Raw genomic sequence first — 13717 nt, 5'->3', positions numbered from 1 at the left:
TTAACCTCAAATCATAAATGTTATGAAAACTATTTTTACCTATATCATGTTACTGTTTGTCTCAGTTTCTGTTTTCGCAGAAATATCGGCAACAGAAAAAAACGCTTTAGTTAAACTTAACAAAGCTACTAAAGGATCGCAATGGATTAACAAATGGGATTTAAAATCACCCGTATCAACCTGGTATGGTGTAGAAATCCAAAATGATAAAGTGGTAGCCATTAAATTGGTTAACAATAACCTTAATGGTGAACTTCCAAAAGAAATTGGTGATTTAACGTCACTACAAGTTTTGAATCTTTTCAGAAACAATATTACCGGAGTTTTGCCGGCATCTATTGGTAACTTGAAAAACCTGACCAAACTGAATATTGCATTCAACCAGGTATCAGGTGCTTTACCGGAAGCTTTAGGAAATGCTACACAATTGAAATCAATTGAAATGCACATGAACAGACTAACAGGTCAATTGCCTGTAGCTGTTGGAAATTTAACAAATTTGGAAACACTTTCTTTGTTCAACAACGAAATCGAAGGTCAAATCCCCGCTTCTTATTATCAATTGAAATCGCTAAAAGTTTTATTGTTAAACAGCAACAAACTTACAGGTAAATTAGATAAAGAAGTTTCAGGTCTAACTTCATTGGAAACCCTAAGTTTATTTGAAAATAAAATGGATGGTCAGGTTCCTTTTGACTTAGAGAAATTAGGTAACTTAAAAGAAATGAATATTTCTTATAATATGTTCAACGGATTGGTTTCAAGAAATCTTGCTAAATTGGATACTTTAAATATGACAATGGTAAATGAGCAAGGTGTTGCTACGACGCTAAAAGTGAGTATCGATAAAAATTCAGCAGTTGCTAATGATGAATAAGAACTCTTGGTTTTATATAAAATAAAATTTTGTTAGATAAGTAAGTAAAAAAGGTCTTGAATTTTCAAGACCTTTTTTATTTTATAAACTTTATAACCTTTTATTCAGCAGCTACTAATTTAGAAGCGCTTCTATAAATATAGTCATTGTAAATATGTCTTCTGGCGAAACGACTCGGAGATTCAGCATTCACCATTTTGATATACATTGGTCTTAAAACACCAAAATACTCAAACGAACTTCCATCTAAAAAGGTAACATAGAGTACGCCTTTCTCATAATAAAAATCAGCAAGGTTTATAGTTGAAGTGATTCTTGTATATTCTGCTTTGTCTTTTTCCAAAGTTTCCGGCGCAATACTTACTAAAAAATGATAAGCCGCAATAATCTCCGTACTTTTCTCTTCTGCTGCCAAACGTTCGGCATCATCCTGAATAGTATCCGGATGACTATCCTTCATACAGTTTCTGTAAATGGTTTTTAGCTCTTTCAAAGTAGCTGTTTTGGTTACGCCAAGTAACGCTCTGTATTCGATAATTTTTTTTGTATTCATTTTGCTGGAATATAACCGATTAGGGCTTTTTAAATTTCGTGCAAAAGTAGTTCTTTACTTTAGATATATAAGCACTCATTTGAAAATTAACTTATTTTTTACTTTAAATATCTTGTGTGTGTCAATTTTCGTTGTATATTTGCACTCGAAACAGCGCGGGATAGAGCAGTAGGCAGCTCGTCGGGCTCATAACCCGAAGGTCACAGGTTCGAGTCCTGTTCCCGCTACTAAGTAAAAACTCCAACAGTAATGTTGGAGTTTTTTTATTCTCACTATTTTGTCATTGTTTCGCCAGTTCACTAAAGTTCTTGTCCCACGCAAGCGGGAATTTATAGTTATGAATTTACCTGATAGCGCGGATTTCCTTTGTCAGTCGCTTTGCTCGTATGCAATCCATGCTTATACAACCTGACCTTATAGCGAGGAAACCCTCAGTACTTTTGTTATAACAACCAAATAAAAAAAGGTCACCCACTAAGGTCACCAATACCATTTACAAATGAATCAAATGAAACCCATATTCTGAAATAACAAGTTTATGGGTACTGCTGAAAAGCAGGTATTTGTCAATCATCAACTGTGTTTCTTCCGGAGACGGATAGGCAAATTCAAAGAGACCTTGATTCAAGTCAAAAAAAAGCGCAGGGTCATCTATCTTTTCTCCTTTGTAAAAATACTCTAACATTAAGTGAGCATTGATGCTTTGACAATATTCAAAAACAGTCGAAATAGGCATAGTAGGTAATGTTAAGTTGTTTTGGGACTACAAAGGTAGACAAACCATTGCTCCTATTATGTTAAAGAACACTATGCCGGTGTTAAAAAAAAGAGCCGTTCATCGAAAAGCAATAAAACAAGCAAAACGCCTATTTTTTAGCGAAGTTTATTTTTAATTGTCACCCTGAGATAAGCCTATACTGATTTTGCCGAAGTGTCAAAGGGGCTACGACACCCCTTCAAACTTTTGTTCGAGATAACCCATTAAAACGCTTGGTAGCGCATTAATCTCCTGCCAACTGACTGGTTTTTTGAGGAAGATGATATAAGGACTGTGAATTGGTGCTTCGTTTTCGGCTATATTCACCGTAGTCGAGATTACAAACTTGTAGGTGTTCGGGGCGGCATGTAGTTCCTCGAGTGCCTTTACCAAATCAATTCCGCTAAAGAAAGGCATATACATATCCACCAGCAAAACATCGGGAACGTTCTTTTTGCGGCTAATCTCATCCAACACTTCCGTTCCGGAAGAAAGACACCCCATAAGGGTAAAATGTGGGTCGTGCTCAAATATTTCTTTGAAAAGTTCTCTGTCCTCGTTGTCGTCGTCGGCAACCATAAGGGTAAAAGGGGTAAGGGGTTCCATAGTTAACGGATTTAAAATAGGGACATTAAAGTTACGAATATTTTTGCATAGACTATTATAAAAATTTGTTAGCGGTTTATATAATTTTAATATTATAAAACTTATCGAGAACCCCATCTGCAAATCCTGCAACATTTCATGACAATCCTGTAAAGCCTTTTTACCTGTTAATTCGGAACTTTACCTTACCCTAACTGAGTATAAAAGACCTAAAAAACTCAGTATCATGAAAACGTTTTATAAAATCAGCCTTTTCCTGCTATTACTACATTTTACCCTTTTGCTACCCCAAAGGAATACAGCACAAACATCCGTAAGTTTTCAGGTGTTTTATGACAACCTGAGCCCCTATGGCAGTTGGATGCAGACATCTGCCTATGGCTATGTCTGGATACCACGTGTAGCCGTGGGTTTTAGTCCTTACCACACCGGTGGGTATTGGGTCTATACCGATTACGGTTGGACCTGGTATTCCAATTATGCGTGGGGATGGGCACCGTTCCACTATGGCCGTTGGTACTATGACCCTTACTATGGATGGGTTTGGGTACCCGATGACGAATGGGGTCCTGCCTGGGTATGCTGGCGAACCTCGCCCGATTATTATGGTTGGGCACCAATGGGCCCGGGAGTGACTATAAGTGTGGCTTACAGTAGTGGTTATTCGGTACCTTATAACCATTGGACCTTTGTCCGCCACCGTGACTTCGGACGTAACAACGTTAGCAACTATTATGTGGCAAACACCCGAAATAATACTATCATCCGAAATACTACCATCATCAACAACGTCCGTAGCGACAACAGGCACAATGTGCGTTACGCAGCTGGACCTGACCGCGGGGACGTACAAAAAAGAACTGGTAGGAATGTTGCTGCTATGACTATCCGTGAGCGTACTGCTCCAGGTCAACAAAGTAGCAGAAGCGAAATGAATCTCTACCGTCCTGAGGTAAGAAGAGGCAACGCCAAACCAAGCCGTATTACCGAAGGCAGGGATATCAAAGCCGCTAACAATCTGGATCCGGCAAAGCGTAACAGACCCGACAAACAGCCAGCGCTGCCACGTAATAATCGAGTGGATAACGCTCCAATAGCAAACCCGTCTAAGGGAGTAATTCAGCAACGGAATATGGAAAATTCAAGGCGAAACGCGCCTTCTAAACCACAACCGCGTGTGAATCCACTGGATAACAGTGGTCCCGTGAATATTCCGCAAAGACAAAACATACCGCACCGTCCTGATTTGCCGCGTAACCTACCGCGTGGACATCAGAACCTGCCAATAGAAAAGGTTTTGTAATATTACTAAAACAGCTTGTTATAACCACCCTGCTTGAAAAGGGAGGGTGTTGTTTATCTGACTGTCTAAGAATCTAACCATCCAAAAAGCTAATCTTTGCCCAGCAAATACAAAGAACATGTCCCGCATAGATAAAAAACATTACCCCTTAGTACCTTAGTAAAAGATATTTGGGTTTATTTACGGATATATTGTAATTTAGTAGCAAAATAATCTAACTACACTTTTTATGAAAAAAACACTACTATTTACTACAGTTATTGCCTCTTTTTTGTTGGTTACTCAGAAAACAGCAGCACAAAATCTACAACCCATTGCAATTCAAAGTGGTTTTAATGCCGATGTTATTGCTAATGGAGTGGGATCATCTATCACTTCGACCACTAATGATGTTGATGGTGTGAACTTCAACTTTATTTCGAGAGACTATCAGCTGACGTCTGGTAGTACGCCATTAACCTATGGACTGCCAACAAACGGACTTATTACTAGTGTGGTTGCTGCACCAGCAGGACTTAGCTATCAACTGGCTTCTTATAGTGGCGATAATTCATTGCGGCTTCAAAACGTTAGTGACGCAGGGACTTTAGTATTTACTAATCCTATACCGGCAGTCAATTTATACATGTTGGCTACCGGAGGCAGCGGTGCATGTACAGTCAACGTAACCGTTAACTTTACCGATACTACAACCGAAACATTTACAGGACTTGCCATTTCTGATTGGTATAATGGAGCTAATTTTGCCATACAAGGTATCGGAAGAATCAATCGAACGAATGATGTTTTAGAAACCGGAGGCGGTACAAATCCAAGACTCTATCAAATTCCGTTAGCCATAAATGTTGCTAATCAATCTAAGCCTATAGAGAGTGTTACTATAACAAAAGTATCAGGTGGTATTCCTAACATCTTTGCTTTTTCGGCGGATGCTTATACAAGCTGTCCCGGACCTTCAAATATTACGTTCACCTCTTCTAATGATGGTGGAACTTTTAACTGGACTGCACCGGCAAGTGCCCCTTCCATGGGATATCAGTATTACTACAGTAGCTCTTCGGTAGCACCGATAGCTTCAACGACCCCAAGCGGTAGTGTCGCTGCAGGGGTGACTACAGTTACGCTTACCGGACTTACTATGGGAAGCACCTATTACTTTTGGGTTAGATCAAATTGTGATACTGAACAAGGCTTTTGGCAAATGAAAATGTTCACCACCGGGCAAATGGAAGCTACTTACACTCTTGGAGATATCAATACAGAGTATTCTACCGGACCTACCATTACCAGTACAACTGCCTGTCCGGGGACTTTAACCTTAAGCATTCCGGCTGGCTTCCAAATTGCTTCAACTGATGTCTCTTATACTATGACCACAGCCCTTAATGGTTGGATGAGTGAGCAAAGAACGCTTTTAGTATGTACGACTAACAATACCACTGAAGCTGCAATCACTTCGGGAGTTGGTGGCACGACAGGAACGTATTCTTATAACAGAACCGGTTTAAACATAGCCAATGGCCTTACGGGGAATGTTACTTTCGACCTTAGAGCCTGGAGAACCTATGGAGGTTCAGGTTGCAATGCTGACTATAACAGAGTGAATAACAACTCCTGGAGAATAACAGTTACACTTACACAAGAGCTATCTAACGTTGAGGTAACACCGAATAAAATTAAAGTATATCCAATTCCATTTACAGATAGCATTCACCTTGATAATGCTCAAGAAGTAGCCACTATTTTCGTTACAGATACTACCGGAAAGTTAATGCAAACTATCCAACAGCCTCAGCAAGATATCTATTTAGGGAATTTAAATTCGGGACTCTATATTCTTACTATGACCATGCAGGATGGCAGTATACAGCATACCAAAACCATAAAGAAATAACATCACAAAAATGGGTCGACAATGACCCATTTTTTTGTTTTGTATTTTGTTCGGCATTAGACCCGAGCCGCAGGCAAACGAATGAAATAATCTGGCAGGCGAGTGTCAATTAATTGAAAAATCCGTAAAAAGAAAAGCTGTTTGATTGAAGCGAGTTCTTTTCTTTTAGGATTTGAAATTAAAATTGACCACCGAAGATTCCAAGCCTTGACCTTTTGCTTCTTTTGTGTCAAGACAAAAGAAGGTAACAACCCGATAGCAAGGATTTAAAACCCTAGAGATGTTAAGGTATAGATTCCCGCTTTCGCGGGAAAGACAAAAGGGAAAAAGCCTTACCTTTGCCCAGCAAATACATTATCATGGAACACAAAGCAGGCTTCGTTAACATCATCGGAAACCCAAACGTTGGAAAATCAACCTTAATGAACGCATTCGTTGGGGAGCGTTTGTCTATTATTACCTCTAAGGCACAGACAACCCGCCACAGGATATTGGGGATAGTAAACGGAGATGACTTTCAAGTCATCCTATCTGATACTCCGGGAATCATCAAACCTGCCTACGAAATGCAGAAATCGATGATGGATTTTGTAAAGTCCGCTTTCGAAGATGCTGATGTGTTGATTTATATGGTCGAGATAGGAGAGAAGGAATTAAAAGACGAAGACTTTTTTAATAAAATCATTCACGCCAAGATTCCTGTTCTACTGCTGTTGAATAAAATTGACAAATCAAATCAGGAACAATTAGAAGAACAAATCGCCTTATGGAAGGAGAAAGTTCCGAACGCAGAGATATATCCAATTTCGGCTCTGGAAAACTTTAATGTAAAAGAAGTCTTTGCCCGTATATTAGAATTACTACCGGCTTCACCTGCCTATTATCCAAAAGATGCCTTAACCGATAAGCCGGAGCGTTTCTTTGTAAACGAAACCATCCGTGAAAAAATATTATTAAACTACGACAAAGAAATCCCATACGCCGTAGAAATCGAAACAGAAGAATTTCTGGAAGACGAGAAAATCATCCGCATCCGTTCCGTAATAATGGTCGAGCGCGATACCCAAAAAGGAATCATCATCGGGCACAAAGGCGCCGCTTTGAAAAAAGTCGGAATGCAATCCCGTGAAGACTTAGAAAAGTTCTTCGGAAAACAAATCCACATCGAGTTATATGTAAAAGTCAACAAAGACTGGCGAAGCAATGCGTTTCAGTTACGTCGATTTGGATATAATCAGAAGTAGGGCCGAGCGTTAAGAAACAGTCCAGTGGACTGTTTTAGCGAAGGAGCCAGGAGGCGGGGTGGCATCTTTTAGTACATTCCCGTTCTACTTATCCCTTGATTTTCAACTTAATTAAACTACCTTTGCACCAAATTTAAAAACGCATGAACAATATCGTAGCCATAGTAGGAAGACCAAACGTAGGGAAATCTACTTTTTTTAACCGATTAATCAAGAGAAGAGAAGCTATTGTTGACTCAGTTAGTGGTGTTACCCGTGACCGTAATTATGGAAAGAGTGAATGGAATGGAAAAGAGTTTTCAGTAATTGATACCGGTGGTTATATCAAAGGTTCAGATGATGTTTTTGAAGGTGAAATCCGCCGTCAGGTGGAATTGGCCATTGATGAAGCCGATGCAATCATTTTTGTGGTTGATGTAGAAGAAGGCATTACACCTATGGATGCTGAGGTTGCCAAATTACTTAGAAAAGTGACCAAACCCATTTTATTAGCCGTAAACAAAGTCGATAACGCCATGCGTGAAAAAGACGCAGTTGAGTTTTATAACTTAGGTTTAGGAGAATATTTTACCATTGCCAGCATCAGCGGAAGCGGAACCGGTGAACTTTTGGACAAACTGGTAGAAGTGTTACCTGAATTGCCTGAAGTAACCGAGGAAGAATTAGCCTTACCAAGATTTTGTGTCGTGGGAAGACCAAATGCAGGAAAGTCCTCTTTCATCAATGCGTTAATCGGAGAAGATAGATTTGTGGTTACCGATATTGCAGGAACAACACGTGATGCGATTGACACCAAATACAATCGTTTTGGTTTTGAATTCAACTTGGTTGATACTGCCGGAATCCGTAGAAAAGCCAAAGTAAAAGAAGATTTAGAATTTTATTCGGTAATGCGTTCGGTTCGTGCGATTGAGCACTCAGATGTTTGTGTTTTATTAATCGATGCTACGCGCGGTTTTGAAGGACAGGATCAAAGTATTTTTTGGTTGGCCGAAAAGAATAGAAAAGGAGTTGTGATTTTGGTAAACAAATGGGATTTGGTTGAAAAAGACACCATGTCAACACGTGATTATGAAAACAAAATAAAAGAAGAATTAAAACCATTTACCGATGTGCCAATTTTGTTTGTGTCGGCATTGACCAAACAACGTTTACTAAAAGCATTGGAAACTACAGTTCAGGTTTTTGAAAACAGAAAACAACGTATCCAGACTTCAAAATTCAACGATTATATGTTGAAACTAATTGAAGCTTATCCGCCACCGGCCTTAAAAGGGAAATATGTAAAAATTAAATATTGCATGCAGTTGCCAACACCAACGCCACAGTTTGTGTTTTTTGCGAACTTGCCGCAGTATGTTCAGGAAGCGTACAAACGTTTCTTAGAAAATAAAATCCGTGAAAACTGGGATTTCTCGGGTGTCCCGATTGATATTTATATTAGAGAAAAATAAAAAAAAGTTCCAAGAAATTGGAACTTTTTTTATAGGTTCAATCGATTTTAAAAGATGGAAAATAAACTCTTATTCCTTTTTGCCCATATTTTTTATCACATGGTCACCGTACCAGTCTTCAAATGTTTTAGAGGTTTTGTATTTGTCATGCAGAACGGTATAAACCATAAACAGAATCAGAAAATTGCCTAAAATATATAAACCAATCGCCACCGGCACCGGTATGTTAGTTTGAGATATGCAGGCAAAAGCGAAAACGTAAATAGTGGTAAACCAAACCACTTTAATTGCAAAATTTTTCATGGCTCAATCATTTGCTTAAAGGTACAGCTAATAATCAAAAAATAAAGTTAACACACTGTTAATCAAGTGTTTTTATTTTATTTTATTCAGTTTAAAAAATTGAAAGGTGGCTATTCGATTGATGTTTGCATTAAAGAAAAATAATAATATGTTAAATTTTCGTAAGAATTTTTAACGCTAAACAATAAAATAAGAAATTAGCCGTTTTATTACAATTTAATACTAACCACTAATTTTTTTATGCCAAAATCTCTCGCCCTAATCTGCTTTATTCTTATAAGCACCTTTGCGTTCGCCCAAAAAACAATTTCCTTAAAAGGAAAAGTAATCGATGAAACCACAAAACTACCCATTGAATCTGCTACCGTTTATCTTTCTTCTGTCAAAGATTCCGCCGTTGTAGATTATACCATTACCAACAAACTCGGAAATTTCGATTTTAAGATTAAGAAAATTGCTCAGCCAATTGTTCTGAAAGTTTCTTATGTGAGTTATCGTGAAACTAAAATTCGATTGGAATCCGTTTCTGAAGATAAAGATTTTGGCACTATTGAAATAAAAGAATCCACAAATCAGTTGGATGAAGTTGTTATTAAAAATGAAACGCCACCAATCAGGATAAAGAAAGATACATTAGAGTTTAACGCTTCTTCGTTTAAACTGCGTCCCGATGCCAACGTAGAAACCTTACTAAAACAGTTGCCCGGAGTCGAAATTGATGCCGAAGGAAAAATTACGGTCAACGGAAAGGAAGTAAATCAGATTTTAGTAAATGGCAAACCATTTTTTGACAAAGACGGAAAGATAGCATTGCAAAATCTGCCTTCGGATATTATTAATAAAGTGCAGGTTACGGATACCAAAACCAAAAAAGAAGAAATCACTGGGCAGGCAGCAAGCTCCAACAATGCCAGCATTAACCTGACAATTGATGAAGATAAGAATAAAGGTTTCTTTGGTAAATTCATGGCTGGTGCCGGAACTGACAAGCGATACGAAAGCAGTGCACTCGTCAATTATTTTAAGGATAAGCAGAAAATAAGTGTTTTGGCTTCGTCTAATAATATCAATGCGACGGGTTTTTCTATGGATGAGATTTTTGACAATATGGGTGGAAGCAGGAATAATTCTTTCTACACCAGCTCCGATGGTTCGTTTGGATTGAACGGAATGACCTTTGGTGGGAATAAAGGAATCACGCATTCGAATCTTGTTGGGATAAATTATTCAGATGAATTGGCTAAAGATTTTGAATCAACCGCAAGTTACTTTTTTGCCAGTGCCGATACCAAAAACAAGAATAAAACCAATCAAATCAACTTTTTACCCGACGGGAATTTCACGACGAATTCTATTTCGGATACTAAAGAAAACAAGTACAGCCATAATCTCAACACGGAATTAGAATATAAAATTGATTCTACCGCTTCCATTGTGGTTGTTCCAAAGTTTGCCAAATCAAATAACCGGTCAACCAAAAATGCTCATGAAGAATCGGTTGATGAAGCCAATCAACTACTGAACGAAAGCTCTTCATTTGTAACCAATGAAAATGACATCAGTAGTTTTAATAATGCAATTGATTTCAATAAATCGTTCCGCAGAAAAGGCAGAAACATAAGTGCTTCGATTCAAAATGAAAACAGAAAAACGGAAATAGACAATTTAACGAATTCGAGTACCATTTTTTATCAGGGAACAGCGCCTGATGATATTCGGAACCAAATTAAAAACACCAGGAATATAGCGGATAAATATTCCGTGGGCGTTCAGTATAATGAGCCAATTCTTGATTCGCTTAGCATAAATGTAAGTCTTGATGTGGAACGTGAAAAAAAGCTTGAAAGCAGAAAAGCATTCGATTTCGATTCGACTTTGGGAACTTACACGGTTGAGAATGATGTTTTGTCAAACTATCTGACATCAAACAGAAACACCATTTGGGCCAAATCAGGTTTTACTATTTCAAAAAAGAAATACAATTTAAATGTAAGACTGGGTCAGGAGATTACAAGGTTTGATAACCATTCGCAATATCTTGGAAACGTTGTTGATTTGAAAAAGGATTATATTCTACCTGTAGCCGATATTTATGGGGGCTATAATTTCACAAAGTCAATGGGAATCTGGGTAAATTACAATTACAGTGTTTATTATCCCGAAGCCAGCCAGATTTTACCGGTTGAAAATTTAGCCAATCCATTGAATACTTATATAGGAAACCCAAATCTGGATCCAAATAAAAGCCATCAGGGTTATTTTAGTTTCAGAGATTATGATTATGCTACACGTTCGGGTTACAGCATTTATATGGGAGGAAGTTTATATGATAATCAAATTGTCTCTTCAACGACTTATGATGAAAACAGAAGAAGAACCACAACTTATGAAAACATTTCAGGAACGTATGAAAGCTGGTTTGGTTTTCACTGGAGTAAGACAATCAAAAAAGGCGTGCATAGTTTTAAATTTGGAGGAGGATTTAATGCAGGTTACGATTTAATAAAAGGCTATGCTAATGCCGAATTGTATGAAGCAAAGGTTTTTGACATAACGCCAAGAGTGAATTTTACCTACGATTATGGCGAATTGTTTTCTATAAACCCATCGTACAGATATACCGTTAATGATACCAAATATTCGAATTATGTAGTAAGTTCGGCTTCAAGTTTTGTGCATAAATTTAATATGCAGGTCACCAATTACTGGCCTAAAAACTGGGTATTCGGAAATGATTTTGGATATACTTACAATTCAAATATAGCGGATGGTTTCAAGAAAGATTTCTATTTGTGGAATACGAGTTTGGCGTACAGCTTTTACAATAAAAAATTTACTGTGAAAGTTAAAGTATATGATTTGCTGAATCAAAATCAAAATGCGACAAGAACAATTACGCCAACAACAATTAGAGACGAAGAGAACATCGTTTTAAAGCGTTACGCGATGTTTTCACTGACGTATAAAATTGAGAAATTCGCAGGAAAAGAAAAGAAATCAAGCGGAAGATTCAATTGGTAAAAAGCAAAAGCTTCGTTTTAATGAACGGGGCTTTTTTTATCGAACCAATTTTTTTGCTTTTTCCTGAATTATCAGTGCGACTGGTTTGTTCTGGATTTTACTTTCCAGCCAGGAAATAAGGTCCAGATATAGAAATGCCCTTTTTTCATAAGGATGATTTTCATAAATAAGCAGTCTTTCATGCAATTTTATGAATTCTGCTTTGAGTTGATTTGGATAAATGGTTTCTAAGTTTTTTAGAAATTTAATCATTTCCCGTTGCACCTCATGAAGTTCGTTCATTTTGATTAGAAAGTCATAAGTGCTTTTCAATTGGGCTTCTAGACGGTAATCCATTCCGGCATCAAAGTGGGCAATGACGCTCAAAACACGTGCGAAACAGAGTAAATCTTCACGCATGGTTAGGTTTTTATTTTCGATAATTTTCTTCAAATATTCGATGCATTTTTTATGGTTACCTGTTCCAAAATAAAGACAGGCAATTTTATAGTAAAAAACCATGATGTGATGCTCGTCAATTCGGTCTTCGTTTTTCTTGATGTTTTTTATAACTTCATCTACCAGGTATAATCCACCTTCGAAATCTCCTTCTAAGAAATGCAAATTGAACTTGCTGTTATAATAGCAAAGAAAATACAACGAACTTAAATTATCATTTTTCGGAAAAGAATCTAAAGCGATAGTTTGTTTCAAACGCTCCAAAACTTCTTTCATATAGGATTTGTGTTTTATCAGATACAAGCACTCCAATAAATAGCTGTTTCCCTTGATATACCAAACCGGATTTAAAGAAATCATTTGTGGATTTTCTTCAAAAAGGGCAACCCATTTGCTCGAATATTTATAACAGGAAAGGAAATCCTGAATTAAAAAACTATACCACAGATGCGCTTTATACAACCATAATTTTTCTCTGAATCCCAAATTTTCATATTGATATTTTGGCATTTTATTGTTAAAATAGGTCGTGATTTCCTGCATCTCAGCATCACTTTTGGCATAGCCGCTTTTGAGCATAATGCTATACAGTTGCAATGATAAGTTAGAAAGCTTGCTGGCAATTACATTATGCTTGCTTAACAGCATTGCCTCAATGGTGAGTTCATCAGCACGAGTGGAAATGCTTCGGGTAATATATTGTGATTCGATTATTTTTTCTAACTCTACTATTTCAAACGCTATATTTTTTTCGTCGTGTTCAAGCGCAATTCCTTTGGCTTTATCCAGAATTTTTAAACTCTGTTTGTATAATCCCTTTTGATATAAAATAGTAGCAAAATCCAATTGCTCCCGAATTTGAATCCGAATGTTTTGATTGATAGGATTCATCCGCAGACTAATGAGAATTTGTTTGTATAAATGCGCTTTTAAATTGGAAAGCTGCTGTTTGGTTACGATTTTACTCTTTAGAATTTCATCTTCATCATAACTTTTCATTTTATCCAACAAGGTAAAAAGCTGCAAAAATTTGGCATCTTCATTATCTCCTAATCGATTGACATACAATTTGAATTGCCTCTTCTCTGATTTTGAAAGTGATGAAATTAGTACAAATAAATTATCTTTTGTTGGGTTTGCCATCGTAAAATTAGGATTGTAACATAAAGTAAATCAATGTTTTAAGTAAATAATCATTTTGTTTAATACTGTAATGTATTTAAAAATCAGGTTTCATTTCAGTAATGCAAAATATATATTCGTATAA

At 37.2% G+C, this 13717-nt stretch carries 11 protein-coding genes and 1 tRNA gene; 7 read left to right on the top strand and 5 right to left on the bottom strand.

Annotated elements, in window-relative coordinates; all coding sequences use genetic code 11:
• The first annotated feature begins 22 nt into the window (after positions 1-22).
• Positions 23-877 (top strand): leucine-rich repeat domain-containing protein, encoded by an 855-nt coding sequence (locus tag GS03_RS00785; protein ID WP_136150679.1) that lies wholly within the window; start codon positions 23-25, stop codon positions 875-877.
• A gap of 100 nt (positions 878-977) precedes the next feature.
• Here the strand turns inward: GS03_RS00785 and GS03_RS00780 are convergent, their stop codons facing one another.
• Complete coding sequence (locus tag GS03_RS00780) at positions 978-1430, bottom strand: KTSC domain-containing protein (RefSeq protein WP_136150678.1); 453 nt, start codon at positions 1428-1430, stop codon at positions 978-980.
• A gap of 154 nt (positions 1431-1584) precedes the next feature.
• On the opposite strand from GS03_RS00780, the gene GS03_RS00775 reads away from it, so the two are divergent.
• Positions 1585-1657: transfer RNA gene (locus GS03_RS00775), tRNA-Met, on the top strand.
• A gap of 266 nt (positions 1658-1923) precedes the next feature.
• Here GS03_RS00775 and GS03_RS00770 read toward each other — a convergent pair.
• Both GS03_RS00770 and GS03_RS00765 read right to left on the bottom strand, forming a co-directional pair.
• On the bottom strand, positions 1924-2166 hold the full coding sequence (locus GS03_RS00770) for a hypothetical protein (protein ID WP_136150677.1): 243 nt from the start codon (positions 2164-2166) through the stop codon (positions 1924-1926).
• Between the two features lie 207 nt (positions 2167-2373).
• Positions 2374-2793 (bottom strand): response regulator, encoded by a 420-nt coding sequence (locus tag GS03_RS00765; RefSeq protein WP_168710251.1) that lies wholly within the window; start codon positions 2791-2793, stop codon positions 2374-2376.
• Between the two features lie 226 nt (positions 2794-3019).
• Here GS03_RS00765 and GS03_RS00760 point away from each other — a divergent pair, with 226 nt between their 5' ends.
• The 4 genes from GS03_RS00760 to der all read left to right on the top strand — a co-directional run bounded on the left by GS03_RS00760 (position 3020) and on the right by der (position 8688).
• Positions 3020-4096: a DUF6600 domain-containing protein gene (locus GS03_RS00760; protein WP_136150675.1), complete on the top strand. Its 1077-nt coding sequence runs from the start codon at positions 3020-3022 to the stop codon at positions 4094-4096.
• Positions 4097-4325: 229 nt separating this feature from the next.
• On the top strand, positions 4326-5990 hold the full coding sequence (locus GS03_RS00755; RefSeq protein ID WP_136150674.1) for a T9SS type A sorting domain-containing protein: 1665 nt from the start codon (positions 4326-4328) through the stop codon (positions 5988-5990).
• A 359-nt stretch (positions 5991-6349) separates the two neighbouring features.
• Complete coding sequence (gene era, locus GS03_RS00750; protein ID WP_136150673.1) at positions 6350-7234, top strand: GTPase Era; 885 nt, start codon at positions 6350-6352, stop codon at positions 7232-7234.
• Between the two features lie 143 nt (positions 7235-7377).
• Positions 7378-8688: a ribosome biogenesis GTPase Der gene (gene der / locus GS03_RS00745; RefSeq protein ID WP_136150672.1), complete on the top strand. Its 1311-nt coding sequence runs from the start codon at positions 7378-7380 to the stop codon at positions 8686-8688.
• A gap of 69 nt (positions 8689-8757) precedes the next feature.
• Here der and GS03_RS00740 read toward each other — a convergent pair whose 3' ends face one another.
• Positions 8758-8991, bottom strand: coding sequence for a hypothetical protein (locus GS03_RS00740; protein WP_136150671.1), 234 nt, complete (start codon positions 8989-8991; stop codon positions 8758-8760).
• A 240-nt stretch (positions 8992-9231) separates the two neighbouring features.
• Here GS03_RS00740 and GS03_RS00735 point away from each other — a divergent pair, with 240 nt between their 5' ends.
• Positions 9232-12012, top strand: a complete 2781-nt coding sequence (locus GS03_RS00735; RefSeq protein ID WP_136150670.1) for an outer membrane beta-barrel protein — start codon at positions 9232-9234, stop codon at positions 12010-12012.
• Positions 12013-12048: 36 nt separating this feature from the next.
• On the opposite strand, the gene GS03_RS00730 is transcribed toward GS03_RS00735, so the two are convergent.
• Positions 12049-13593, bottom strand: coding sequence for a hypothetical protein (locus GS03_RS00730; RefSeq protein WP_136150669.1), 1545 nt, complete (start codon positions 13591-13593; stop codon positions 12049-12051).
• Positions 13594-13717: the final 124 nt, after the last annotated feature.

The sequence above is a fragment of the Flavobacterium sangjuense genome, assembly GCF_004797125.1.
Classification (GTDB): Bacteria; Bacteroidota; Bacteroidia; order Flavobacteriales; family Flavobacteriaceae; genus Flavobacterium; species Flavobacterium sangjuense.
Note: the sequence above shows the minus strand (reverse complement) of the source record. Positions and strands in the feature narration are given on the sequence as shown.